The organism is Streptomyces uncialis (genome assembly GCF_001905345.1).
In the GTDB taxonomy this organism is placed as follows: Bacteria; Actinomycetota; Actinomycetes; order Streptomycetales; family Streptomycetaceae; genus Streptomyces; species Streptomyces uncialis.
Genome location: NZ_LFBV01000013.1, coordinates 101,942 through 127,691 on the forward strand (window position 1 = coordinate 101,942; position 25,750 = coordinate 127,691).

Consider the following 25,750-nt stretch of genomic DNA (forward strand, 5'->3'; position numbering starts at 1 on the left):
CGGGAGGGCGATCCCGTGCGTGGCACGGGCCGGTGCGTCGGACGGGCCGGGCTACCGCTTCCGCGTCGAAGCGCGGGAGGAGCGGTCACCGAGAACCATGCCGAGCGTCATGAAGTGCCTTTCGGGGAGCCTTTGTCGGAGGGTGGCACGGTCACCGCTCCCCGCGCAAACCGGCGGAGCGGACCCGCCTTGGCGCTTCATGAGAGGAGCTGGCAGGCGGAAAACAGCAGAAGCGCCCGGGGGGCGGTTCACCCCGGGCGCCCGCTGGTCTGGGTCCGCCGTGCGGGTCGGGCCGCCCCTGGGGAGGGGCGGCCGACGCGGGTCAGCAGGAGAGGTTGCCTCCCGTGGGGACGCCGAGGACGCCGGCGAACCGCTGGTAGGAGTTGATGCGGCTCTGGACCTGCGCGGGGTTGCGGCCGTCGCACTCCAGGGAGCCGTTGATGCTGCGGATGGTCTGGCCGAACCCGGCGCCGTTCACCATCGCGTTGTGGCCGGTCATCGTGCCGGGACCGGACTGGGTGTTCCAGTACCACAGGGCGGTCTTCCAGGCGACGGCCGAGTCGTTCTGGACGAGCGAGGGGTTGCGCAGCAGGTCGATGCCGAGCGCGTCACCGGCGGCCTTGTAGTTGAAGTTCCAGCTGAGCTGGATGGGGCCGCGTCCGTAGTACGCCGCCTGGCCCGCGGGGCAGCCGTAGGGCTGGCTCGCGTCGCAGTAGTGCGGGTAGTTGGCGGTGTTCTGCTCGACGACGTGGACGAGGCCGCCGGTCTCGTGGTTGATGTTGGCGAGGAAGGCCGCGGCCTCCTGCTTCTTGAGCGTGTCGCTGCCCGTCTTCGCGAAGGCCGGGTAGGCGCTGAGCGCGGCCTTGAGCCCGGCGTACGTGTAGAAGGAGTTGCGGCCCGGGAACATCTGGTTGAACTGCGCGGAGCTCACCACGAAGTCGCCGGCCGGTTCCGTGGGTTCGGGCTCGACGGGCCCGGTCTCGCACGTGTGGGGGTTCCAGAACCAGGTGGAGACGGTCGGGTCGTAGCCGGGGTTGGCGTGCTCGGCGATGTAGGCCCGGCCGTCGGTGTACCGCACGATGTCGCCGACCTGGTACGACTGGCCGCGCACCCATGACTGGTAGCTCGAACAGGGCGCGGCCGCGGCCTGCGTCGCCGGGATGATCACCGCGGCCCCGCCGGCGACGGCGAGGGCGGCGAGTACGGCGGTGAAGCGTCGCTTGGACATGCGATCTACTCCTCGTTGCGCGTACGGCCTCGCCCGTGACAGGGGACGGAGTGGGTCCCGCGCACTGCCGGTTGGGGGCGGCTGATACGCGACGGGCGGACCGCTGTGGGGGGTGGGCTGCCACTCAATCGCCTTGGTCTGTACCAGTCAAGGGTTTAGACCAATTAGGTCACCGGAATCCGGCCACAAATAGCTTCCGGCGGCCCTCCCGACCCACCAACCACCGCACGGTGCACGGGATATGGCGGCAATACGCCGCGCCCTTCGCGCAACTCACCCTGTCCTGCTCATATATGAGGACGTGTCGCTCTCCCGCACATGCCGTCCGCTTCCCCGCGCACCCCGGCAGCTCACCCCAGACCTTCCGCCAGCGGGCCCAGCGACAGGACGGGCAGGAAGTTGAGCAGGGCCAGGATCAGCGCGGAACCGGTCGCGAGGACCACGAAGGCCGCGCCGCGGGCCCGAAGGGTGCCGGAGGTGGCCGCCGACGGAGTCAGGCGCGCCAGCCGCCCGGCGAGGGCCAGCAGGAACACCATCGGCAGACAGCGGCCGATCAGCATCGCCCCGGTCATCAGCAGTTGATGGAAGTCGGTGGTGCCGTCGAAGCCCGCCATCGCGCTGCCGTTGCTCACCACACCGGACGTGTACGCGTAGACCAGTTCGGTCAGCCCGTGCGGTCCCGGCTCGTCCATCGACGAGACCCCGGGCCCCAGCGCGACCGCGAGGGCGGCGCAGGACAGGATCGTGACGGGGGCGACCAGCGTGTACAGGGCGACGAACCGCATCTCCCGCCACCCCAGCCGCTTGCCGAGGTACTCGGGCGTCCGGCCGACCATCAGTCCGCCGACGAACATGGCCACCAGCACCGCGATCAGCAGCCCGTACAGCCCGCTGCCGGTACCGCCCGGGGCGATCTCACCGAGCATCATCGCGCTGAGCAGCACCCCGCCCCCCAACGCGGAGAAACTGTCGTACGAGGAGCCTCCCGCGCCGTCCGCGCTCGCGGTGGCCGCGATCCCGAACAGGGTGGAGCCCGGGACACCGATCCGGGTCTCGGTCCCCTCGTACTGACCGCCGACCGCCTCGGTGACCGTCCCGCCCCCGGCGCCCTGTGCCAGGGTCGCGGCGGTGGCGAGCAGCCCGAAGAGCACACCGACGACGGCGAGCAGGGTCCAGCTCTGCCGGGTCGAACCGATGAGCCGTCCGTAGGTGCGGACGAACGCCGTCGGGATCAGCAGCATCAGCACGGCCGACAGCGCGTTGGACCACGCCGAGGGGTTCTCGTAGGGATGCGCGCTGCTCGCGTTGAAGAAGCCGCCGCCGTCCCCCGACAACAGCTTTACCGACTCCCAGGAGCCCACCGGGCCGCCGGGCAGGACCTGCGTACCGCCCGCGACGGTGGTCACCGGCTGCGGGGCGCCGAGGGTCTGCGGTACCCCGAGCGCGATGAACAACAGCCCGGCGACGACGGCGAGCGGCAGCAGGACGCGGAACACGGTACGGGTCAGGTCGACCCAGAAGTTCCCGAGTGCGTCCCCTCCTTGCCGGATCAGCCCCCGGATCAGCGCGAGCGCCACACATATCCCGACGGCTGCCGAGGCGAACGCCTGGGTGCCGAGGCCCGCCATCACGGCGAGATGGCCGGTGGTGTCCTCGGCCGCGTAGTTCTGCCAGCTGGTGTTGGTGGTGAAGCTGACGGCGGTGTGCAGGGCGAGCCGCCACGGCATGCCGTCGTGGCCGGTGGACCAGGGCAGTTCGTGCTGCCAGGTGAAGAGCGCGAACAGCGCGGCGATCCCGGCCGTGGTGAACGCGAGCACGGCGGACAGATAGTGCCGCCAGTGCTGTTCGCTCTCCGGGTCGACACCGAGGAACCGGTACAGCACCCGCTCCGCCCGGGTGTGGCGTGCCCCGCCGAGGACCCGGGCCATATGGTCGCCGAGCGGGACATGCAGTCCCACCACCACGGCGACGACGAGGGCGGCCTGGAGCCAGCCGTGCATGTCAGCCCCCTTCACCGGGACGGACGCGGTCGAGCTCCGCGTTCAGCCGGACGACGTTCACCGTGGGTTCCCCGAGCACACCGAGCGGGCGTCCGGTGGTGCATCCGGCGACCAGGGCCCGTACGACGTCCTCGCCGATGCCCCGTTCCCTGGCCACCCGTGGGGTCTGGAGCCGGGCGTAGCCGGGGCTGATGTGGGGGTCGAGTCCGCTGCCGCTCGCGGTGACCGCGTCGCCGGGGACACGGGGCCGGGCGGGCGCGTCGCCTCGGACGGGGGTGACGACGGCCACCGAGTGGTCCTCGCCGGGGCGGGCACACTCGACCGGGACCCCTTCGTAGCGGGCGCGGAACGGGCGGGCGGGACAGGGTTGGTTGAGGCTCACGACCCGGGTGGCGGTGCCGGTGGCGCCGTCCGCGCGGAACACCCCGAGCACCGCGCCGACGCCGTCGGCGGTGCAGTAGGGGCGGGACCCGTCGACGCCTTCCCGCTGCCCGATCGCCTTGCTGCGGGCGCAGACCTGGGTGAGCAGCGCCGGGGTGCCCGGCTCGCCGCCGGTGGGCGGTGTGTCGACCGTGGACTCCGGTCCGAGGTTCCCGGCGCCGGACGCCAGCGCGTCGTAGCCGTCGCCCGCGTGCGAGGGGCGGGGCTGGAACCGGCCGGGCAGCGGGGTGCCGTCGGGGTCCGTGAACGACTGGCCGATCAGGGTGCTGCCGAGGTGTTCGCCGCCGGGACCGGTGAGCGGTGAGCCCTGGGCCGCGTCCCGCAGTCCGGGCAGCCGGGCCGCGGCGGTCATGGCGAGCGGATACCCGAGGCCGACGAGCAGCGTCAGGGCGAGGACGACCCGTACCGCGACGAGGTGCCGGGCGGCCCACGCGGGCGGCGCGGGGAATCGGCGCGGGGGCGGTGGCCCGCCACCGGAGGGCGTCATCGTGCGCGCTCCGGCCGGAGTGCTGCCATGGAAATGCTCCTCGGGATGCGGGATGCGGGATGCGGGGGGCGGGAAGCGGGGGGCGGGGATCGGCCATGGGGCGGTCGGGGGTGAGGCAATGGGCGTGTGCCGGGCGTTCGCCGCCGGGGCCGCGCCGCCGACGCTAGGGCGGCGGACCCGGGGGTCCCGCGTCCCCTGACGCGTCGCATACGGCGATCGGCCCGGCGCTTACGCGACGCTGACGCCGACCCGGTGCGAGGCGATCCCGTACCGGCACTCCCGTACCGCCCGCGCATGGCTGAAAACCCATGCCTCGCGTGGCGCGATCCGCACTTTCACGGCTCGGGGGCGTGTGTTTGCCTGAGGGACCGTTCCGCTGACACTTACCGGGGGTTACCGCATGCGGAAGCCATGGGCCGTCGTGCCCGTGCTCGGGCTGCTGCTGCTCACCGGCTGCGGGGACCCGTCGTCACCGGCCGCCGCCCCGCCCGCCCCCACCCGCGAGGAGACCGGCCGCCCGCCGGCCACCACCCAGCAGCGGCCCGCCGCGTCACCCGAGGCCACCCGGCCGCCCCGGCCCTCCCCCACCCCCAGGAAGGGCCCCCGGGTGCTCTACCTCGGCGACTCGCTCGCCATGGAGAACCAGGACGTGCTCGGGAAGCAACTGCGGGACGGGCTCGGGGCGCGGTACACCAGCGCGCCCCGGTCGGGCACCACACTGTGCGACTACCTGGAGGGCACCGGCGAGGACTCCCTCGTCCCCACGGAGCACAAGGCGGCGACGCTCGTCGCCGAGGAGCGGCCCGACTATGTGGTGCTCCAGTTCTGGGGCAACTCCTGGGGATACACGCCCTGTATGGGCGGCCTCACCCACGAGGCGTCCCCCGCCGCGTACTTCCAGCGCTACGCGGCCGACGCCGGACGGCTGTCCGGGCAGATCTCCGCCGCCGCCCGCCGCGCGGGGACGACGCCGCCCCGGATCGTCTGGGTGCTCCAGGGGCCGGACCCGATCACCCCGGACCGTGTCCGCGAGGTCAACGCCGTGTACGCGGAACGCGCGCGGGACACCGGGGAGCTCCTGGCCGACGCGGGCGCGGCGGTCAGCGCGCCCGGCGCCCGCCACACCTGGACCCAGTACCTGCCCTGCACCGAGCGGGAGCGGACGACGGCGGGAGCCTGCACCGACCGGGCCCGGGACCGTACCGCGCTGCACCGCGACGACGACTATCTGCACTTCTGTCTGGCACCCACGACCCCCCGGTCGAGGCCGTGTCCGGTCCCCTCCCCCGGTATCACCCGGATCGCGCGCGCCATCACGGCCACGGTGGCGGAGCACCGGCGCTGAGCCCGCGCGCCACGGTCCCCCGCGCTCCCGATGCACCCATGTGGGTGACGGCTGTGCGGGACCGGTTCACTCCACGGGTTCGAACCACGCCGGGTCGTCCGAGAACGCCAGCTTGATCCGCAGCAGCGTCGACTCCCCCAGCTCCGGCAGCGAGTCGACGGCGAACCAGCCGACCTCCAGCGACTCGTCGTCGTTGACCCGGGCCTCCCCGCCGACGGCCCGGCAGCGGAACGTGATGTCCATGTACTGGCACACATCGCCGTTGTCGTACCGCACCGGCGACAACGCCTGCACCAGGAGGACGCGTTCCGCGACGCAGTGCACCGCGGTCTCCTCGTACACCTCACGCACCGCGCACACGGCGGGCTGCTCCCCCGGCTCCGGGATACCGCCGATCACCGCCCACTCACCGGTGTCGCTGCGGCGTCCGAGCAGGACGCGGTCGTCGTCGTCCACGACGATCGCGGTGACCCCGGGAAGCCACAACAGCTGGTGCCCGGCGGTGGTACGGAGTTCACGGATGAAGTCAGGAGTAGCCATGTCCCGACCCTAGGGCCTGCTCAAGGCCCCCGGGATCACTCTCCCGGACGCGCCGCGCGGCCCGCGACGCCCGGCACCGCACCTGGCCGCGAACCGTCAGACACGAGCCGGGGAGCGCTCTCCCGTACGTGCCGCGCGGGCCCGCGCGGCACGCGCCGCCGTCCAGCCGAGGCCCCCCGCCGCGATCAGGACCAGCACCGCCTCCGGTGCCGTGCCCAGCCGGGTCGCGGGCGTCCGCGACGAGCGCAGCGGCACCTCGGCCACCAGCGAGTCCGCGGTGAACATCCGGGTGCGGTCCACGACCCGGCCGTCCGGCATGATCACGGCGCTGACGCCGCTGGTGACCGGTACGGCGACCGTACGGCTGTGCTCGACCGCGCGGATACGGGACATCGCGAGCTGCTGGTAGGTCATCTCGCTGCGCCCGAAGGTGGCGTTGTTGCTCGGTACCGACAGCAGTTGGGCGCCGCCCGTGACGGTGTCGCGCACCGCCCAGTCGAAGGCCGCCTCGTAACAGGTGGCGATCCCGACCCGGGTGCCCGCCATCGTGAAGACGCCCGGTTCCGAGCCCCGGCTGAAGTCCTTGCGGACCATGTCGACGTCGCTGCTGAAGACGCTGATGACCGAGCGCAGCGGGATGTACTCGCCGAACGGCTGGATCTGCCGCTTGTCGTAGGTGTCGACGGGTCCCTTGTCCGGGTCCCACAGGACCTGCTCGTTCAGCAGCCGGCCGTCGTCCGACTCGACGACCGCGCCGACGGAGACCGGTGCCCCGATGGCGGTGACGGCCCGATCGATCGCCTCGCGCGCGTCGTCGTTGCGGAACGGGTCGATGTCGGACGAGTTCTCCGGCCACAGCACGAAGTCGGGCTGCTTCGCGCGGCCCGCCCGCACCTCGTCCGCGAGCCGCACGGTCTCCTTGACATGGTGGTCGAGGACGGCCCGTCGCTGGGCGTTGAAGTCCAGGCCCATCCGCGGGACGTTGCCCTGGATCACGGCGACGGTCGCCGTGCCGTCCTCGGCCTCCGCGCCGACGAGCGGACGCGCGGCGAAGGCGGCGGCGAGCGGGAGGACCACGGCCACCGCGGCGGCGACGGCGGCGGCCCGGCGTACGCTCCGGCCGCCCCGGGCGTCGGCGGCCAGCCGTACCGCCTCGTACAGCCCGAAGCCGCACAGGGCGACGGCGAAGCCGAGGACCGGGGTGCCGCCGAGGGCGGCGAGCGGCAGGAACGCGCCGTCGGCCTGGCCGAAGGCGACCTTGCCCCAGGGGAAGCCCTCGAACGGCACGCGCGCGCGTGCCGCCTCACCGGCGATCCACAGGGCGGCGGCCCACAGCGGCCAGCCGGGCAGCCGGGACACCAGCGCGGCCCCGGCGCCGACGAGACCGACGAAGAGGGCCTCGATGGCCACCAGCGCCACCCACGGGCCGGGGCCCACCTCGACCCCGGTCCACACCAGCAGCGGCAGCAGGAACCCGAGCCCGAAGACGTAGCCGAGGCCGAGCCCGGCCTTCCAGGACCGCCCGCGCACCGCCCAGCCGAGCCCGGCGAAGGCGGGCAGCGCGAGCCACCACAGGGTGCGCGGCGGGAAGCTCACATAGAGCAGTACGCCGGAGAGCGCGGCGACGAGGGTGGGCAGGAGCCGGTGTACGGCACGGGACGCGCGCGTGGAGGCCGCCTCGGTCGCGCCGAGCCGCTCCGGCTCGTCTGTCGGGGTGGCGGTGACGGTCACCCCGCGAGTCTACGGGTCGGGCCCCGGATACCTTCCGGGGGCAATACACCCCCGGGAAGGGGCCCGTGGCGAACCGGACGAGGTCGGCACGGGGAGTGCCCAAAGCCGGTACCAGCGGTTACCGTGTGCCGCAGCCCTGGACGAACGGCCGGAGGGGGTCCGCCGCCGGGGCCCGTCATGACGTCGGGGGGCGACGGATGGGGTCTGCGGGGCGCGCGGGGACAGCGCGCGGGAGCGGCACGGCCGAGCGGTCCGCCGCGAGCACGGTACGGGCGGCCGACGCGCACGGCCCCACGTCCGACGCGGTCGGCATGATCCTGCTTGCGGCCTGTTCCGGCTGGGCGCTGATGACCGCGGCGGCGACCGGCGGACGGCCCGAGGGACTGCTGCTCGCCGTCCTCGCGATGGCCGCCGCCTATGCCGCGGGCCGGATCTTCGGGGCCGTGTTCCCGGTGGGCGCCCCGGCCGTCGGCGCGCTCGCCGGTGCCGTCCTCGCCTTCCTCCTCCCGCATCTGCGGGCCGCCCCCGAGGGTTCCTCGCCGCTGGGCCACGGGGGCGCGGCGGCGGCCCTGCTCGCGCTGGCCACCGGCGCGGCCTGCTGCGCGGCGTGGGCGGCACGGCACCGCGGGGCCCGCCGCGCGCTGTGGACGCTCGCCGTGCTGGTGACGCTGAGCGCCCTGCTCCTCGACTCGCTCGCGGGGCTGACCCTGTGCGCCGGGGTGCTGCTGATCTCCCCGGCCGCCGCCCGGACGGCCCGGCGGGCCCCGGCGCTGAGCTGCTACGGGCTCGCCGTCGCGGGGGTCGGGGCGGCGGCCTGGGCGGTCGCGGCCGATGTCCTCCCGGACGGGCTGATGAGTTCGCTGGAGGGCCAGCTCACCCCGTACCGGGTGCTGCTGTGGCGTGACGCGCTGGAGATGACACGGGAGCACCCGTGGGCCGGGGTCGGTCCGAACCTCTTCGGCGGGCTGAGTCCGACTGTCGCGGAGTCGGTCGTCCCGGACGGACGGCCGCATTCGGCGCTGTTCCAGCAGGCCGCGGAGCAGGGGCTGGTGGGGGTGGCGCTGCTCGGGGCGGTGTTCTGCTGGGTGCTGCACGCCCTGGCGCTCTCACCGCGGCCGACCGGTGTGGTGCTGACGGCGGGGGCGTCGCTCACCGCGCTGGCGGCCCTGGCGGCGGTCGGGGACGCACTGAGCTTCATGGTGGTGACGGTGGGCGCGGGGCTCCTCGCGGGGGTCGCGACGGCCCGGCCGCTGTCCCCGGAGCCCCTGCCGTCCGCCGCCGCGCCACCGGACTGACCGGGACGCCGCGTACGGATGCGGGGCGCGCCCTGGGGCGGACGGCGGCCTACCTGGCGGGGCGTCCCCGGTCGGTGGATCAGGGTCGGACCGCTGTGGGGGCGACCGGGGTGGAGGGCGGGCCGAGCCGGGCGCGGATGATCCGGACGGCCGCCTCGGCGTCGTCCACGGTCACGGTGAACTTGCGGCCGTCGCCGAGGCTGAGCACGACGGCCTCGCCGCGGCGCACGATCACGGCCGTACCGATCTCGGGCCGCCAGCGGTAGCCCCAGCCGCCCCACTGCCGGGGGGTGACCGCGGGGGCGAAGTCGACACCCACGATCTGCGCCAGCGGGATACGGCGCCGGGGCAGTCCCATATGGCCGCAGCGGACCTCCAGGGAGTCGGCGTCGACGCGCACGGCCACATGGACGAACGCCACGGTGCCGAACAGGACGAGCAGCCCGGCCGCGATGCAGCCGACGACCGACATCACCAGGGCGAGGACGCCGCTGTCCCACTCGGAGACGACAGCAAGTTCGACGCCGAGCGCGATACAGGCGGCGCCCGCCAGGGCGAGCAGCCACTGCACGCGGTTGCTCGCTCGTCCGGTCCAGATCTCGTCGGGGCCCTCGGTGGGGCCCCGATCGCCGTGCGCGTGGTCCCTCATGCTGTCGAGCGTACCGACGAACAGCACCGGGGGCAGGGGAGCACGGAGGGTGACGGCGGGGCGCGCCCGGAGGCTATCGGGGCTGGCCCACGGCGGCCAGCAGCCGTCCCTCGACATACGCGAGGGCGCGTGTCGACAGGCTGGCGGGGCGTCCGCTGTGCAGGACTGTGACCGATCCGACAGGGGGCGCCTGCGGGTCGGGGCTCACCCCGATCCGGCGCAGCGCCTGGGCCGCGACGGCCCCGGCGGAGCCGTGCAGGATCAGCGGGGGCACCGGCTGGGACGGCGCGGCGGGCAGCTGGGCGAGGGGTGCGCGGACGGCGGCGCGGACGCGTTCGGCGACCAGTTCGTAGTGAGTGCAGCCGAGGACGACTGCGGTTACGCCGTTCGGGGTGCGGGCCGCCGCGGCGGCGACGGCACGGTCGATCGCGTCCTCGTCGGCCTGCTCGATGGCGTCCGCGAGTCCGGGGCACGGGACCTCGGTGGCGGCGGCCCCGGCGGCGAACTCGGTGAGCAGCCCGCGCTGGTAGGGGCTGCCGGTGGTGGCGGGGGTCGCCCAGATCGCGAAGGCCGCGCCACCGGCGGCGGCGGGCTTGATCGCGGGGACGGTGCCGATGACCGGGAGCGCCGGTTCGAGCCGGGCGCGCAGGGCGGGCAGCGCGTGCACGGACGCGGTGTTGCAGGCGACGATCAGGGCGTCCGCGCCGGTCTCCGCGGCGGCCTCGGCGACGATCAGCGCGCGCTCGGCGACACCCTCGGGGGTACGGGGACCCCAGGGCATGCCGTCGGGGTCCGAGGAGAGGACGAGGTCGGCGTCGGGGCGCAGCCGGCGCACCGCGGCGGCGGCGGCGAGCAGTCCGATACCGGAGTCCATGAGCGCGATCTTCACCCGGTCACCATAGACGATGGGCATCGCCCGGCCCGGGGTCGTGGGGCAGACTGCGGCGGGTGAGCGTGTGGGTGTGGGTGACCGCTGTTTCTCTCGCCGCCTGGCTGTGGCTGCTGCTGGGCCAGGGCTTCTTCTGGCGGACCGATGTCCGGCTGCCGCTGGGGCGGGCGCCACGGGTGTGGCCGTCGGTCGCCGTGGTCGTCCCGGCCCGTGACGAGGCGGCGATACTGCCGCGGACCCTGCCGTCGCTGCTGACCCAGGACTATCCGGGGCGGCTGGAGGTCTTCCTGGTGGACGACGGCAGCTCGGACGGTACGGGCGAGCTGGCCCGCGCGCTGGCCGGGCGGTACGGGGGCGCCCCGCTCACGGTGACGTCGCCGGGTGAGCCGCCGGAGGGCTGGACGGGCAAGCTGTGGGCGCTGCGGCACGGGATGGCGCAGGCCCGGGAGGGCGCGCCCCGGTATCTGCTGTTCACCGACGCGGACATCGCGCACGGGCCTTCGAGCGTCCAGCGGCTGGTGACGGCGGCGGAGTCCGGCGGCTACGACCTGGTCTCGCTGATGGCGCGGCTGCGGATGGTGAGCGGCTGGGAGCGGCTGCTCGTCCCGGCGTTCGTGTACTTCTTCGCGCAGCTCTACCCGTTCCGCCGGGTGGACCGTCCGGGCGGGCGGTCGGCCGCGGCGGCGGGTGGCTGTGTGCTGCTGCGGTCGGAGACGGCGGAGCGGGCGGGGGTGCCGGAGGTGATCCGGGGCGCGCTGATCGACGATGTGTCGCTGGCGCGTGCGGTGAAGGCCGCGGGCGGGCGGATCTGGCTGGGGCTCGCGGACCAGGTGGACAGTGTGCGGCCCTGCCCCCGGCTGGCGGATGTCTGGCGGATGGTGTCGCGCAGCGCCTACGCGCAGCTGCGGTACCGCCCGGCGGTGCTCGTGGCGACGGTGCTGGGGCTCGCGCTGGTGTACCTGGTGCCCCCGGCCGCGGTCGTGCTCGGTGCCACGGGCACCGTGCCGGGTGCGGCACCGGTGGTCCTGGGCGGGCTGGCGTGGCTGGTGATGACGCTGACGTATCTGCCGATGCTGCGCTACTACCGGGAGAGCGCGTGGACGGCGCCGCTGCTGCCGTTCACGGCCCTGCTGTACCTGTTGATGACGGTGGAGTCGGCGGTACGGCACCACCGGGGGCTCGGCACGGGCTGGAAGGGCCGTACCTACACCCGGCCGGACCGGGTGCCCCCCGGCCGTCCGCCGGGGGAGCCGGGGCTGGCCGCCGGGGACGCCGGGGTGGCCCCGGGCGAGCAGTGACCGGGAGTGATCACCCGCGGGTGCGCTGTCGTCGTCCGTGATCCGTTTTCGGACGGGACGCGGATACCGCGGCGGTGGTCCTCGGCGCTTTCGGTGAACGCCGGACGGACACCGTGCGGATGGTGTGCGGATGAGGTGCTGATGACATGTTCGCTTCCATCGCCGCTGTTCACGGCCGGGGCCGCGTGAGCGGTTCCGCACGGTGCGGCAGTTCTTGGTGCGCCGTGTTCACCGAACGGCGCGCGGACGCGCGGCGGGTGAACGGACGGATTTCCGGCCGACGGGGATGACCACTGGTCAACCGGCGGTAACCTGCCGGGAACTCCGCCTTTACAGGATTCCTACGCCCTCATGCGACCGATTTTCCCGGGTTCGCTCGGATTGGGTATCCGCGGCTACGACGAGCACGGAAAACAACCCTCTTATCGGTCTCCCCAACCAGCACATCGTGGGCTTAACTTAGGTGGCATGACCTCCCCCCGTTCCACCTATGGCGGCGGTTTCTACTCCGCGCCGTCCTTCCGGGACACCCCTATCTACGACTCCCTCGTCGCAGAGCGGGGCACACCTCAGATCGCCCCGATCCGGGTCCCGGCCGCGTACGACACCGGCAGTCACCATCTGCCCGCGCTGCCCTCCGCGCTTCCCGCGCTGCCGGCGGCCCCTTCTCCGCAGCAGTACCCGCAGCAGTACGGATACGCGCCGGCCGCGCAGCCCGCGCCGATGCAGCACCCGGGCCAGTACATCCCGCAGCAGCCGGGCGGCCCGCGCGGCTACCCCGGCCCGCAGCAGCAGCCCCGGCCGCCGCAGGGCACCGGTTACGAGGCCATGCGGCCCGCGGCCCCGCGGCCCGCTCCGGGTCCGACCCCGTACGAGGACCCGTACAACCGCCAGTACCGCGGTTACTGACGGGCGCGGGCGGGGGTTCGTCCGACCCTGCTGGCAGGATGGGTGCATGGCGAAACCAGTGCTTGTGTCCCTGCGTGTCCACCCGGTGAAGGCGGTTCAGGGCGAGACGCCCGACGAGGCCGTCGTGGAACCGTGGGGACTCGCGGGCGACCGCCGCTGGATGCTCGTCGACGAGGGGGCGAAGGTCGTCACCCAGCGCCAGCAGGCCCGGCTCGCGCTGGTGCGCGCGCGCTCGCTGTCCGGTGGAGCCGTCCGGCTGTCCGCACCCGGCCTCGCGCCCGTCACGGTGCCCGTGCCGGAACCCGGCGCGACGACCCCGGTGCAGATCTGGCGCGACAAGGTCGAGGCGGTGTCCGCCGACGACGCCGCGCACACGTGGTTCAGCGAGTTCCTCGGGATCCCGGTCCGGCTGGTGCACATGGACGATCCGGCGGTCCGCCGCTCGATCGACCCGGGGTACGCCCGCGAGGGGGAGACCGTGTCCTTCGCCGACGGATTCCCGCTGCTGCTCACCACCCGCGCCTCGCTCGACGCGCTGAACGACCTGGTGGCGCGGGGCACGCACGCCTCGGAGGGCCCGCTGCCGATGGACCGGTTCCGGCCGAACGCCGTGGTCGACGGGACGGACGCGTGGGCCGAGGACGACTGGCGGCGGATCGCGATCGGTGAGGTCACCTTCCGCGTCGCCAAGAAGTGCGGGCGCTGTGTGGTGACGACGACCGACCAGCGCACCGCCGAACGCGGCCGGGAACCCTTGCGGACCCTCGCCCGGCACCGCCGCTTCGGCGATCAGCTCGTCTTCGGGCAGAACCTCGTACCGGAGAACACCGGCACCCTGCGGGTGGGCGACCCCGTCACCGTCCTGGGGTGACGTCCCGCGCGGTACGGCCCCGCCGGGGCTGGTGATTTCGCTCTCTCTTCGTGATTCCCCGGCGCGGACGGCGCCATGACGGGCTATCACGGACAGGGAGAGGGAGGGGCGCGGGGTGCGAGCGATGGTCGGAGTGTGGCGCTGGCGGCACAACCCGTTGCGCCGCCGTACGGACGCCGTCGAGGCGTGGCTGGCGCTCGGGGCCCTGCTGCTGACACTGTGCGCGGCACCGGTGGCGGGTGTCCTCGCCGGAGCGGCGGCCGAGCGGAGCCTGACACAGTCGGTGCGCGAGCAGCACCGGGAGCGGTACCGGACGACGGCGACCGTGCTCCGGGTGACGCCCGGCCGCGCGGCGCTCCCGGAGGACGACGAGGACGGCAGGGTCACGGCCCGCTGGACGGGTCCGGACGGCACGCCCCGGACCGGCCCGGTCGCCTCCGGCCTCGATGCCCCGCGCGCGGGGAGCCGGTTCCCGGTATGGACCGATCCACGGGGCCGGATCACCGCCCCGCCGATGGCCCCGGACGCGGTCACCGTGCACGCGGTCCTCGCGGGCGGGTGGACCGTGGCGGTGCTGGCCGCGCTGGTCGACGTCGTGCGGCGGCTGGCCGTCGGTGAGTTGGTGCGCCGCCGGTACCGGCGTCTCGACCAGGCGTGGGAGCGGGCCGGTCCCGACTGGGGCCGGACGGGCACGGGCCGCTGACCGGCCTTCCGCTCCGGTCAACTCGGCTCCCCCGTACACGCTACGGTGGACCGGCCGAGGTCTTCGGCAGCACTCGCGACACCCGCGTACGACGAGGTGGGGACAGAACAGCGCCATGGCACAGGGCACGGTCCAGGTGACGCACAGCGGTACATCACGGTGGCGGCGCCGCACGGGTGAGTACCCCTCCCTCGCCGCGGCGCTGGAAGCCGCGGGGGACGGCGACGTACTCACCGTCGCGCCCGGGACCTACCGGGAGAACCTGGTGATCCAGCGCGCGGTGACGCTGCGCGGCCCCGAGGGGTCGGCGGGTTCGGTGCGGATCGCGCCGGTCGACGGGGTGCCGCTCACCGTGCGCGCCCCGGCCGCCGTCCAGGACCTGCTGCTGGAGGGCCAGGACTCCGCCTCCCCGGCGCTGCTCGTGGAGGACAGCGCGCCCGAGCTGTCCGATCTGCGGATCGTGACCCGGTCCGCGGTGGGCATAGAGGTGCGCGGGGGCGCGCGGCCGACGGTACGGCGCTGCACCGTGGACAACCCGGCCGGGATAGGTATCGCGGTCCTGGACGGCGGGGGCGGTGTCTTCGAGGAGTGCGAGGTCGTCGCGGCGGGACAGTCCGGGATAGCCGTCCGCGACGGCGGGCGCCCCCGGCTGGAGCGCTGCCGGGTGCACCACGCGTCGGGTCCCGGCATCTCGGTGACCGGTGAGGGCTCGACGCTGGAGGGCTTCGGCTGCGAGGTGTACGAGGTCAAGGGCTCCGGTGTGCAGGTCACCGCGCGGGCCACGGCCCATCTGACGGATTGCGACGTGCACCGCACGACCGCCGACGGGATCACCCTCGACACGGACGCGGTGCTGACCCTCGCGGACTGCCGTATCCACGACATCCCGGAGAACGCGGTCGATCTGAGGTCGCGTTCGGTGCTGACCCTGACCCGGTCCACGGTGAGCCGGTTCGGCCGCAACGGTCTGTCGGTGTGGGACCCGGGCACCCGGGTGGACGCCCATCAGTGCGAGATCCACGACAGCACCGGCGACTACCCGGCGGTGTGGGTCAGCGACGGCGCCGCGGTCGTCCTCGACTCGTGCCGGGTCCGGGACGTGCCCGACGCGCTGTTCGTACTGGACCGCGGGTCCCGCGCGGATGTCGTCGACACGGATCTCACCCAGGTGCGCAACACCGCGGTGTCGGTGAGCGACGGGGCGACGGCCCAGCTCGACGACTGCCGCATCCGGGAGGCCGCGACCGGCGCGTGGTTCCGCGACCACGGCAGCGGCGGCACCCTCGCGAACTGCACGGTGGACACCGTGCAGACCGGGGTCATCGTGACCAAGGGCGCCGACCCGACCATCGAACGCTGCACCGTCACCTCCCCCGCCGAGGCGGGCTTCTATGTCTCCGCGGGCGGCCGGGGCACCCTCGTCGGATGCAAGGTCACCGGCAGCGGCGGCTACGGCTTCCATGTCATAGACGGCTGCCGTACGACCCTGCGCAAGTGCCGTACGGAGCGCTGCGCGCGCGGCGGGTACGAGTTCTCCGAGGACGGGCCCGTCGCCGAGGACTGCACCAGCGACGAGAGCGGCGGGATACACAGGACCAGCACGCCCGATCCGCTGCCCAGGGCCGCGGCGACGGCCACGGTCTCCGGTTCGGTGGGGCTCCTGTCGGCCGGCCCGGCGCCACGCGCGGTCCCGGCGGTCGCGGAACCGCACGCCGAGCCCGCGCGGTCCTCGGACGCCGTACTCGGTGAACTCGACACCCTGGTCGGCCTGGAGAGCGTCAAGCGCGAGGTACGGGCGCTCACCGACATGATCGAGGTCGGCCGGCGCCGGCAGCAGGCGGGCCTCAAGGCCGCCTCCGCACGACGGCACCTGGTCTTCACGGGCTCCCCCGGTACCGGCAAGACGACCGTGGCCCGGCTGTACGGCGAGATCCTCGCCTCCCTCGGGGTGCTGGAACAGGGGCATCTCGTGGAGGTGTCCCGGGTGGACCTGGTCGGTGAGCACATCGGGTCGACCGCGATCCGCACCCAGGAGGCGTTCGACCGGGCGCGCGGCGGAGTGCTGTTCATCGACGAGGCGTACGCGCTGTCACCGGAGGACTCGGGCCGGGACTTCGGCCGGGAGGCGATCGACACCCTGGTGAAGCTGATGGAGGACCACCGGGAGGCCGTGGTCGTCATCGTCGCGGGGTACACCGCCGAGATGGAGCGGTTCCTGGCGACCAACCCGGGTGTGGCGTCGCGTTTCTCCCGGACCATCACCTTCAACGACTACATGCCCGACGAGCTGCTGAGAATCGTGGAGCAGCAGGCCGAGGAGCACGAGTACCGGCTCGGCGAGGCGGCGCCGGAGGCGTTGCTGAAGTACTTCACGGTCCTGCCCAAGGGCCCCGCCTTCGGCAACGGCCGCACCGCGCGGCAGACGTTCGAGGCGATGGTCGAGCGGCACGCGGGCCGGGTCGCCCAGCTCGCCGAGCCCAGCACGGACGAGCTGACCCTGCTCTACCCGGAGGATCTGCCCGACCTGCCGTGACCCGCCCCGACGGCACCGTACGGACCGTATGGTCCCGGCCGTCCGGTCATCCGGCTCCGACGGGCGGCTCCGGCGCCTCCCGCGGCTCGTACGGCCGCTCGGCGGGCCGGGGCAAGGGCAGCGCGCCCGGCCGGAGGCGGCGCAGCAGCCGTGCGCGTTCCTCCTCGAACGCCGGGTCGGCCTGGTAGTCGGAGTGCCCGAGGACGGGTGCGGGCAGCGGGTGCTCGGGAGTACGGCCGAAGGCCAGCGGGTCGCGCAGCGCGGGGCGGTCGACGGCGGGTCCGCAGGAGCCGGTCAGCCGGACCGGACCGCCGATGGGGTCGGTGTCCCGGTACAGATTGCGCCAGCAGTCCACCTCGCGGTGCAGCGCGTCCAGCGCGGCCGGGCCGAAGCAGGACGGGAACCAGCGCCCGTACAACCGCTCCAGGGGCGAGCCGTAGGTGAGCAGGGCGACCCGGGCCCGGACGTCGGGGGCGAGCTGCCAGGCCGCCGCGGCGGCGAGGACACTGCCCTGGGAGTGTCCGGAGATCACGAGCCGGCCCCGGGTGGAGCGGGTCCAGGTGTCGACCCGCCAGGTGAGGTCGGGCACGGCGCGTTCCGCGTAGCAGGGCGGTGCGAAGGGGTGCGCCGCGCGGGGCCAGAAGGTGCCGACGTCCCAGAGGATGCCGATCGTACGGCGGGCCCGTGGGTCCCGGTAGGCACGTCGGCCCCAGGCGACGAGCAGCAGGAACCCGGCTCCTATGAGCCACGATCCGGCGGCCTGGGCCGTGTCGGCGGCGCCCGCCACGAGATCGGGGGTGCCCTGGGCCGCGTCCCCGGGCACCTCACCGGTCCCCCAGGCCCCGGCGAGGGCGAACGCGCCGAACAGCAGCGTCGTCACGGCCAGCGCCCCGACGGCCACCGGGGCCCGGTCGGTGAGCGCGGCCCCCGCACGGGTCAGGGCGATCCGGCGGGCCCGTGCGGTGTCCCCGGCGGGCGGGGCGTACGGGTCGCCGGGGTCGGCCGGGTGCTCGTCCGGGTAGTCCGCGGGTACCCGGGGGGCCTCGGCGCGGGCCCGGCGCAGCGTGGCGACGGACAGCCGTACCAGGACCAGGGCTATGACCAGCAGCAGCGGGGGGATCACCGACGCCTGCCAGGTGAGCAGGACCGGCGGGCCGGGCAGGGGACCCGCCCCGCCGGGGGTGCCGGAGCCGTCGAGCCAGTCCGCGACCCGCTGGGCGACACCACCGGTCATCACCCCGCCGAGGGCGCAGGCCAGCACCGCGACGGCGGGGCCGCCGAAGCCTCGCAGCGCGGTGCGCGGCGCGGGTCCCGCGCGGTACAGCAGACGGGCGGTCACGGCGAGCGCGAGGACGAGGACGCCCTGGAGCAGCATCAGGGCGCCGAAGGCCGTGTCCCCGGGAAGCCTTCCACCGGACCGCCAGCCGGGCCGGGGCCACAGGGCGTATCCGGCGGCGAGGACGAGCACGGCGAGGGCCGCCGACGGCAGGAACCGTACGAGGGGACCGTCCGGGTGCCGGTCGAGGTGGCGTTCGCTGCGGCCCCGGCGGCAGATCACGGCGACGGCGACGGCCGCCCCGGCCACGATCACGACGAGCAGCAGGAGCCCGGCCGCGCCGAGCCAGGACGGGCCTCCGGAGCGGAGGTCGAAACGGCCGACGGGGGTGGCGACGGCGGCGGCGACGGTGAGGAACGCGGCGGCCGTGTGCGCGGCCCGGAGCCGGGCCACCAGCCGCCGCCCGTACCAGAACCCGGGCCGGGCCAGGGGGGTGGTGCCGGCGTCGGGTGCCCCGGGGGCGGGGTGCGCGTGGTCGGTGGGGTGATCCGGGTGGTGTTCGGCGCGGGCGGTGGGGCGCTCGGTGGGGTCCGCGCGGTCCGTGGGTTCGGTGGGGTGGTCGGCGGGGTCGGTGCCGTGGTCCGGGCGGCGGTCGGTGGATCGGTTCGCGCCGTGCGCCGGGCCGGGAACGCGGGCGGCAGACGCGGCACGCGGGGCGGAGGCGGGTCCGTCGGCGGAAGCGGTCGCGTGCGGGGTGCCGTCGTGCGGCCGGGTGCCGTCGGGCGGTGAGGTGCCGTCGTCCGGCGGGTCGGTGAGGGGTGGGCCCGGGGGTGGGGGTTCCGCGGACTCGTAGACGCTCCAGGTGCGGTGCGACAGGTACCAGAGCAGGCCGGTGACGGCGGCCGGGACCAGCGCGGCGAGCGCGAGCCGGCGGCCGGGCCCGGACCACCAGCCGCCCGGGTCGAGGTCGGGCGACAGGAAGCGGAGCCAGGAGTACCGCGTGGCACACGCGCGTGTGCCCGCGCACTGCCAGGCGACCAGGTCGAGCGCGACCTGGCAGACGGCGGCGACGAGCAGCACCGTGAGGCTCAGCGCGACGAGTCGCACCAGCAGCCCGTACCCGCTGGCCGTCCGGTCGCGCCCGTGGGACGGCGGCCGCATCCAGTGGGCGAGGTTGACGACCATGAACGGCAGCAGCAGGAGCCACAGGGCGCGGCTGCCGCTGCCGGAGGTCAGATTGGACCAGACGTACGCCTCCGGGACCGGCCGGCCGTCCGGCGCGCACGAGCGCAGTTCGGCGTCGAGGTCGACGAAGCGGCGGTGGACGGCCGCGATGCCGTCGCCGGTGACCCGGACCGTGTGCGGGTCGTCGAGCATGCCCGTGGCCGTGGCCCCGCCGACCCCGTGGACCAGGAGTTCCAGGGCCGCGCCCGGCGCCGGACGAGGTGCCGCGAGTGGTGCCGTGGGTGGTGAGGACGCGCGTTCCGCAGGCTGCATGACGCTTCCCCCGAGGCGGGTAAATCGTGTGAGGCAGCCAGAATCGCGCGTACCGGGAGCGGGTGCACCGGTCATGACGGAATCTCCCCGAATGAGGTGAGCTTGTGGGTGTCCGGCGCGCCCCCGTGCCGTCGGGCGTGTCAGTGCCTCGTGCGAGGATGGGGGGTCCTCGGGGATCTCGGGTCCCCCCGGGAGAGGAGACGACGCGTGGCGCGAGGGGAGCACGGCGCGGGGAGCCGGGCGACGTGGTCGGCCGCGTCCGACGGGCAGGGGCGTGACGGACGTGAGTGAGAACCAGAACCTCCTCGCGGAGCAGCGCCGCGCCCTGATCGTGGACGAGGTGCGCCGCCGCGGTGGTGTCCGGGTCAACGAACTCACGCGCAAGCTCGGGGTGTCGGACATGACGGTGCGCCGCGATCTGGACGCCCTCGCCCGGCAGGGCGTGCTGGAGAAGGTGCACGGCGGCGCGGTCCCGGTGGTCGAGGCGAGTACGCACGAGCCGGGGTTCGAGGCGAAGTCCGCGCTGGAGCTGACCGCCAAGGAGGACATCGCGCGGGCCGCGGCGGCGCTGGTCGTACCAGGCACGGCGATCGCGATGTCGGGCGGCACCACCACGTACGCGCTCGCCCAGCGCCTCCTCGCCGTCCCGGAGCTGACGGTGGTGACCAACTCCGTGCGGGTGGCGGACGTGTTCCATGTGGCGCAGCGCGGCGCTGGTCGTACCGGTTCGTCCACGGTGGTGCTCACCGGCGGGGTGCGTACGCCGTCGGACTCCCTGGTGGGCCCGGTGGCCGACCAGGCGATCGCGGCGCTCCACTTCGATGTGCTGTTCCTCGGGGTGCACGGGATATCGGCCGAGGCGGGGCTCTCGACCCCGAACCTCGCGGAGGCGGAGACGAACCGCCGGCTGGTGCGTTCCGCACGGCGGGTGGTCGTGGTCGCGGACCACACCAAGTGGGGCACGGTGGGCCTGAGTTCCTTCGCCTCACTGGACCAGGTGGACACTCTCGTCACGGACACCGGGCTGCCCGCCGACGCGCGGGCTGAGGTGACCGAGCGGCTGCGGCGGCTGATAGTGGCGGGCGAGGACGCCGAGGGCGGTGCAGACATCCGCGAGGCGGCCCATTAGGGTGACCCTGCTCATCGCTGAAGCGGGCGCCGTGTTCCGGCGCCGGACTCTGTGAGGGGGGCCTCGTATGACACACAGTCTGAGCCCGGTGGGGCTCGACTTCGCCAGTACCGCCCCGGTGCGGCTGGTGTTCGCCCGGGAGATCCCGGCCGCTCCGGACGCGGTGTTCCAGGCTCTCGCGAGACAGGTGGAGGACTGGCCGCTGTGGTTCGGGGCCGTGACCGAGGCCCGGTCGGCGGACGGCGGCAAGCGGCGGGTGGTGCGGCTGCGGGGCGGGGGCCGGTTCGAGGAGACGGTGATCGCGGTGGACGCGCCCGCGCAGTACGCCTACCGGGTCGACCGCACCAACGTCCCTGGCGCGCGGGGGCTGTTGGAGGAGTGGCTGCTGACGCCGACCCCGGACGGTACCCGGGTGCAGTGGACCTTCGCGGCGGACGGCACGGCGGTGTTCCGGTTCGCGTTACGGCGGGCCCGTTCGGGGCTCGGCAGCTCGTTCCGTGAAGCGATGGAGTCGCTGGCGGAGCGGCTGGAGCCGACGGAGAGCTGACCGGGCGCGGGGGCGTGACCGGCACCCGGCGACGGCGACCGGTGACGGCGACCGGGGGACGACGCCCACGGAGCGATATCCGGGGTCGGCATCCGGAGGGCCTCAGGCAGCCCGGGGACTCAGGCAGCCCGAGGGGGGCTCAGGCAGGCGGGACGGAGTCCTGGCCCACCCACTCCCCCGTGCGGAACAACGTGTCGAGTGCCGTCCGGTACGGGGTGATGTCGAGGTTCTGGGCGGCCAGCCAGTCGTCGGAGTAGTACTTGTCGAGGTAGCGGTCGCCGGGGTCGCACAGCAGGGTCACGACACTGCCGGTACGGCCCGCCGCGACCATCTCGGAGACGATCTTCAGCGCGCTCCACAGCCCGGTCCCGGTGGAGCCACCCGCCCGGCGGCCTATGGCGTCCTCCAGGGCGCGGACCGTGGCGACCGACGCCGCGTCGGGCACCTTCATCATCCGGTCGACGGCGCCCGGTACGAAGCTGGGTTCCATCCGGGGGCGGCCGATGCCCTCGATACGGGAACTCCGGTCGGTGGTGACATCGGGGTCACCGGTCGTCCAGCCTTCGTAGAAACAGGAGTTCTCGGGGTCGGCGACACAGATCAGGGTGTCGTACTGCATGTAGTGGACGTACCGGGCGAGGGTCGCCGAGGTGCCGCCGGTACCGGCCGTGGCGACGATCCACGCCGGTTCCGGATAGCGCTCCAGCTCCAGCTGACGGTAGATGGACTCAGCGATGTTGTTGTTGCCGCGCCAGTCGGTGGCCCGCTCGGCGTAGGTGAACTGGTCCATGTAGTGGCCGCCCGTCGCGGCGGCGAGGGCCGCGGACTCCTCGTACATCGTGCGGGGGTCGTCCACGAAGTGGCACCGGCCGCCGTGGAACTCGATCAGTCGGCCCTTCTCGGCGCTCGTCGTACGGGGCATCACCGCGATGAACGGGACGCCGATCAGCTTGGCGAAGTACGCCTCCGAGACGGCCGTCGAGCCGCTGGACGCCTCGATGACCGGGCGGTCCGGACGAATCCAGCCGTTGCACAGGCCGTAGAGGAACAACGAGCGGGCGAGCCGGTGCTTGAGGCTGCCGGTGGGGTGCGTCGACTCGTCCTTGAGGTAGAGGTCGATGCCCCATGCCTCGGGGAGCGGGAAACGGAGCAGATGGGTGTCGGCGGACCGGTTGGCGTCGGCCTGCACCTTCCGTACGGCTTCCTTGAGCCAGTCGCGGTAGCCGGGATCGGTGCGGTCGGTGTCGAGGGTGGGCATCGGTTCACCGCCGCCGACCGGACCACGGGCGCCTGACGGGTCGGGCTGATGTGCCGCTCGGGGGGTGCTCATCGCGTCTCCTCGGCGTCACCGCGGTGCCGGGGCACCATCCGGACGCACCGGTCGATCGGGCCGTATGCCTTCGATCATAGGCGCCACCGCACCTCACCTCACCTGCATAAACACTGCTTTGGGCAGCTCAAAGGGGAACGGGGGGACCGGGCGGACGGCGCTCTGGCGCCCGCCGCCGCACCGGGGCACACTGCCACCCTGACCGTACGGGGGCCGAAGGGCCCGTCCCGGCGGCGGCCGGGCGTGGGTTCGAGGCGACGAAGGAGGGGCGGACGATGGGGGAACCGGAGTTCGCGGCCAGCGGGGTGCGGATCGGCAGACGGCTGCGTTCGCTGACCCGGGCCGGTCAGATCCGTATCGCGGACGGCAGGCTGGAGTTGCTCACCAGCTACGGCAGCGAGATCGACAGCGCGCCGGTGGGCTCGGTCCGCGCGGGCACATCATGGTTCGCGCCGGACGGCCGCGCGCACGCGGACGTCAACGGCACGCGTTACAACCTCACCCTTGACCCCGGCGAGACCCCGCCGGGCGCCCCGGGTCTCTCGGCGGCCCGTCGCTTCGTGGAGGCGGTACGCCGCGCGGGCGAGCGCCCAGGCCGGGGCGAACGGAACGGCTGAGCCGGGCGGCTGCGAGGAACGGCCGCAGGGGACGGAAGCGTCCGGGTCCGAGCGGACGGCTCCGAACGGGCCCCGAGGGGGGAGCGCTGCGGACGGACGGGGCACCGGATGCGGGGCGCGAGTTGCGGGGTGGTGACCCGTGAGTCACTCTGGTCTCACTTTACTCTGGGTTTACCGGCGATCACGCTGCGAACCAGCTCGCCGGACACGCAGCAGGCGGCGGCTCGGTGGGGCCGACCTGCTGACTTCGGTAACCGCGTCCTCTTCCGGACCTCAATTCGGGGAGTCGTAGCCGTGACCAGCGAGCCAAGCAGGCACTGCACGGTGGAGCTGCAAGCCCTGCCGTCGCGGATCGGACAGATCCGCAGAATCATCTCCGCGCAACTGCGCTACTGGCATGTGGACGGCCTCATAGACCACGCGGCGCTCGGGGTGACCGAACTGCTGACGAACGTCCACCGGCACGCCCAGCCCGACAAGACCTGCACCGTCGACATCGAGCTGCTGCTCGGCCGGCTGACGGTGTCGGTGCGCGACCGTGATCCCCGGTTGCCCGACCTCAATGTCGCCGACGCCCTCGCCACCTGTGGCCGGGGCCTCGCGATGGTGGCCGCCGTCAGCGAGAGCTGGGGGGCCCGGCCGTTCGGGGACTCCGGCAAGGTGGTGTGGTTCACCCTTCCGGCCGCTGCCCCGTCGCCCGTGGTGGCCGTGACCGGACACGCCGTCTACGGATCGACGACGACCGGGCTGGACGTCCTGGTGGCCGTCGCCGCCGTCCCCGGGCTCGTGCCCGTCGGTCCGGCGGCGGACGGGCCCCGGCCCGGCCAGGTCCCGGTGGGCCCCGCGGTCGTCGGCTGACGGGCCGGGCCCCGCGCGGTCACCCGTGGCGGTCAGCCCACCGCGATGTCGACCGACGGCCGCAGCTTCGCCGCCGCGCTCAGCGCCTCGTGCACCGGGTGCGCGGTGAAGGCGGCGACGAGCGCGGGGTCCGCGGGAGCGTCCGCCGCCGGGAGCGCGATCTGCTGGTACGCCGCCTGGAAGCGGGGGCCCCAGCGGCGGGCGCCGAGCCGCGCGGTCCGGGAGCAGTTGTCGACCATATGGGCGATGTCGCGGGCGTGCATGTACGGCAGCAGGGAGTCCACGGCCTCGATGACGGACTCGTTGACGATCTCCGACCAGGGGTGGCCGCGTTCGGCGAACTCGTCGATCTGCGCGGTCATCGTCGCGACGAACATCCCGGCGGTGACGGGGTCCACGGCCGTGCCCCGGCCGGCCCGGCGGGCCCGCACCTCGGCTCCGGCCGCCCACATCGGGGAACCGCCGATCCGGGTCATGGGACGGGCGGTGAGCCGGGCCTCCGCGAGGATCACACTGCGCAGTTCGGTGCCGTCGGCGACCTCGTCGTAGATCTCCGCGACGAGATCGCGCGCCGGGCGGTAGGCGGCGGTGTACGCGCGGTCGAAGGCGTCCCGTCCGGCGGGGTCGAGTCCGTCGCGGACGGCCCGCAGACCGTCACGGGAGATGATGCGGGCCAGCGGTCCGGTGATGCTCTCGCAGGAACGCTCGTACGCGGTCACCGGGTCGGCGCCCGCGATCCGGTGGTGCTGGTACAGGGTCTCGACCAGACCGTGGACCGCGCCGAGGAGGATCGCGCGCTCGCCGACGATGTCGGACAGGTACTCGCTGCCGAGGGTGGTGCGGAAGGTGTACGGGGAGCCGAGCGCGACGGACCAGGCCAGCGCGCGGTCGACGGCGTGCCCGTCGGGGTCGGCGTGGACGGCGAAGCTGCTGTTGATCCCGGCGCCGTTGACCTCGGCGCCCTGTTCGTAGAGGCGGCGCACCGAGTCGCCCATGCCCTTGGGGCACACCGCGATGACGGCGTGCCCGGGGAAGCCACCGCCGAGGGAGCGCAGATGTCCGAGCAGGAAGCCGTGCGAGAGTCCGATGGTGGCGCCGGGCTTCAGCGCGGCGAAGACCCGCTCGTGGTGGGCGGCGAGCGCGGCGTCCGCGATGAGCAGGATGACGAGGTCGCTCGCCGCGGTCACGTCGAGCCAGTCGCCGAGGGTGCCGTCGGCCTCGGTGAAGCCGTGGGCGCGGGCGTCGGCGGCGGACGCCGAGCCGGGGCGCAGACCGACGGTGACGCGGATGCCGGTGCCCGCGAGGGAGTCCCGCAGATTGCGGGCCTGCGCGCGGCCCTGCGGCCCCCAGCCGATCACGCCGATGCTGCGGACCCCGGCGAAGGCCGTCGGCAGCAGCGGGAAGAGATGGCGTCCGCCGCGCAGGACGGTCTCGGTGCCGCCTGGCACGTCCATGGTCTCCAGCGGGAAGACGGCGGAGGAGAAGGTGTTGCCGACGGCCGGTTCCGGAAGGTTCTGGTTCCTCGATGTCATGGGGTGGTTGTAGGCTCCGGCGCACCGTTGCGGCAAGCGCAACTT

At 74.0% G+C, this 25,750-nt stretch carries 21 protein-coding genes; 11 read left to right on the forward strand and 10 right to left on the reverse strand.

The features are described 5' to 3' along the window. Positions 1–322 precede the first annotated feature (322 nt). From AB852_RS36760 to AB852_RS36770, 3 genes are all read right to left on the reverse strand, one after another. Positions 323–1,228 carry a glycoside hydrolase family 19 protein gene (locus AB852_RS36760; RefSeq protein ID WP_073795821.1) on the reverse strand — a complete coding sequence of 302 codons (906 nt, stop codon included), beginning with the start codon at positions 1,226–1,228 and terminating at the stop codon, positions 323–325. 350 nt (positions 1,229–1,578) lie between these two features. Next, positions 1,579–3,228 (reverse strand): potassium-transporting ATPase subunit KdpA, encoded by a 1,650-nt coding sequence (gene kdpA / locus AB852_RS36765; RefSeq protein WP_073795824.1) that lies wholly within the window; start codon positions 3,226–3,228, stop codon positions 1,579–1,581. 1 nt (position 3,229) lies between these two features. Further along, positions 3,230–4,156: a potassium-transporting ATPase subunit C gene (locus AB852_RS36770; protein ID WP_073795828.1), complete on the reverse strand. Its 927-nt coding sequence runs from the start codon at positions 4,154–4,156 to the stop codon at positions 3,230–3,232. Between the two features lie 400 nt (positions 4,157–4,556). On the opposite strand from AB852_RS36770, the gene AB852_RS36775 reads away from it, so the two are divergent. Next, entirely contained in the window at positions 4,557–5,501 is a 945-nt protein-coding gene (locus tag AB852_RS36775) for an SGNH/GDSL hydrolase family protein (protein WP_073795830.1), read from the forward strand. A gap of 66 nt (positions 5,502–5,567) precedes the next feature. Here AB852_RS36775 and AB852_RS36780 read toward each other — a convergent pair whose 3' ends face one another. Next, positions 5,568–6,041, reverse strand: a complete 474-nt coding sequence (locus AB852_RS36780) for an NUDIX hydrolase (protein WP_073795832.1) — start codon at positions 6,039–6,041, stop codon at positions 5,568–5,570. A gap of 96 nt (positions 6,042–6,137) precedes the next feature. Then, a complete protein-coding gene (gene lnt / locus AB852_RS36785; RefSeq protein WP_073795834.1) occupies positions 6,138–7,772 on the reverse strand; it encodes an apolipoprotein N-acyltransferase in 1,635 nt (544 codons plus the stop codon). A gap of 197 nt (positions 7,773–7,969) precedes the next feature. Between lnt and AB852_RS36790 the strand changes: the two genes are divergently transcribed. Further along, positions 7,970–9,067: an O-antigen ligase family protein gene (locus tag AB852_RS36790; protein ID WP_342748525.1), complete on the forward strand. Its 1,098-nt coding sequence runs from the start codon at positions 7,970–7,972 to the stop codon at positions 9,065–9,067. A gap of 79 nt (positions 9,068–9,146) precedes the next feature. Here AB852_RS36790 and AB852_RS36795 read toward each other — a convergent pair whose 3' ends face one another. Together AB852_RS36795 and AB852_RS36800 are read right to left on the reverse strand one after the other, a co-directional pair. Further along, the gene (locus AB852_RS36795; RefSeq protein WP_073795960.1) at positions 9,147–9,716 is read right to left on the reverse strand and encodes a hypothetical protein; all 570 of its coding nucleotides are present in this window, start codon (positions 9,714–9,716) and stop codon (positions 9,147–9,149) included. A gap of 73 nt (positions 9,717–9,789) precedes the next feature. Then, positions 9,790–10,629 (reverse strand): glutamate racemase, encoded by an 840-nt coding sequence (locus AB852_RS36800; protein WP_073795837.1) that lies wholly within the window; start codon positions 10,627–10,629, stop codon positions 9,790–9,792. A 35-nt stretch (positions 10,630–10,664) separates the two neighbouring features. Here AB852_RS36800 and AB852_RS36805 point away from each other — a divergent pair, with 35 nt between their 5' ends. The 5 genes from AB852_RS36805 to AB852_RS36825 all read left to right on the forward strand — a co-directional run bounded on the left by AB852_RS36805 (position 10,665) and on the right by AB852_RS36825 (position 16,919). Next, positions 10,665–11,903, forward strand: a complete 1,239-nt coding sequence (locus AB852_RS36805; RefSeq protein WP_245877066.1) for a glycosyltransferase — start codon at positions 10,665–10,667, stop codon at positions 11,901–11,903. Between the two features lie 468 nt (positions 11,904–12,371). Continuing rightward, complete coding sequence (locus tag AB852_RS36810; protein ID WP_073795840.1) at positions 12,372–12,812, forward strand: DUF6643 family protein; 441 nt, start codon at positions 12,372–12,374, stop codon at positions 12,810–12,812. Positions 12,813–12,858: 46 nt separating this feature from the next. Continuing rightward, complete coding sequence (locus tag AB852_RS36815; RefSeq protein WP_073795843.1) at positions 12,859–13,683, forward strand: MOSC domain-containing protein; 825 nt, start codon at positions 12,859–12,861, stop codon at positions 13,681–13,683. Positions 13,684–13,798: 115 nt separating this feature from the next. After that, positions 13,799–14,386, forward strand: a complete 588-nt coding sequence (locus AB852_RS36820; RefSeq protein ID WP_073795845.1) for an Rv1733c family protein — start codon at positions 13,799–13,801, stop codon at positions 14,384–14,386. Positions 14,387–14,501: 115 nt separating this feature from the next. Further along, positions 14,502–16,919, forward strand: a complete 2,418-nt coding sequence (locus tag AB852_RS36825) for a right-handed parallel beta-helix repeat-containing protein (RefSeq protein ID WP_073795848.1) — start codon at positions 14,502–14,504, stop codon at positions 16,917–16,919. A 46-nt stretch (positions 16,920–16,965) separates the two neighbouring features. Here AB852_RS36825 and AB852_RS36830 read toward each other — a convergent pair whose 3' ends face one another. Beyond that, the gene (locus AB852_RS36830) at positions 16,966–19,692 is read right to left on the reverse strand and encodes a hypothetical protein (protein WP_107499462.1); all 2,727 of its coding nucleotides are present in this window, start codon (positions 19,690–19,692) and stop codon (positions 16,966–16,968) included. Positions 19,693–19,975: 283 nt separating this feature from the next. Between AB852_RS36830 and AB852_RS36835 the strand changes: the two genes are divergently transcribed. Then, positions 19,976–20,821 (forward strand): DeoR/GlpR family DNA-binding transcription regulator, encoded by an 846-nt coding sequence (locus tag AB852_RS36835; RefSeq protein ID WP_073795850.1) that lies wholly within the window; start codon positions 19,976–19,978, stop codon positions 20,819–20,821. Positions 20,822–20,888: 67 nt separating this feature from the next. Further along, positions 20,889–21,368 (forward strand): SRPBCC family protein, encoded by a 480-nt coding sequence (locus tag AB852_RS36840; protein ID WP_073795852.1) that lies wholly within the window; start codon positions 20,889–20,891, stop codon positions 21,366–21,368. Between the two features lie 139 nt (positions 21,369–21,507). Here the strand turns inward: AB852_RS36840 and cds1 are convergent, their stop codons facing one another. Then, complete coding sequence (gene cds1 / locus AB852_RS36845) at positions 21,508–22,626, reverse strand: L-cysteine desulfhydrase Cds1 (RefSeq protein ID WP_073795964.1); 1,119 nt, start codon at positions 22,624–22,626, stop codon at positions 21,508–21,510. Positions 22,627–22,973: 347 nt separating this feature from the next. Between cds1 and AB852_RS36850 the strand changes: the two genes are divergently transcribed. Together AB852_RS36850 and AB852_RS36855 are read left to right on the forward strand one after the other, a co-directional pair. Then, positions 22,974–23,315 carry a hypothetical protein gene (locus tag AB852_RS36850; RefSeq protein ID WP_073795854.1) on the forward strand — a complete coding sequence of 114 codons (342 nt, stop codon included), beginning with the start codon at positions 22,974–22,976 and terminating at the stop codon, positions 23,313–23,315. 294 nt (positions 23,316–23,609) lie between these two features. Then, on the forward strand, positions 23,610–24,173 hold the full coding sequence (locus tag AB852_RS36855; protein ID WP_073795857.1) for an ATP-binding protein: 564 nt from the start codon (positions 23,610–23,612) through the stop codon (positions 24,171–24,173). 32 nt (positions 24,174–24,205) lie between these two features. Here AB852_RS36855 and AB852_RS36860 read toward each other — a convergent pair whose 3' ends face one another. Next, positions 24,206–25,705: a ketol-acid reductoisomerase gene (locus tag AB852_RS36860; RefSeq protein ID WP_073795859.1), complete on the reverse strand. Its 1,500-nt coding sequence runs from the start codon at positions 25,703–25,705 to the stop codon at positions 24,206–24,208. Positions 25,706–25,750: the final 45 nt, after the last annotated feature.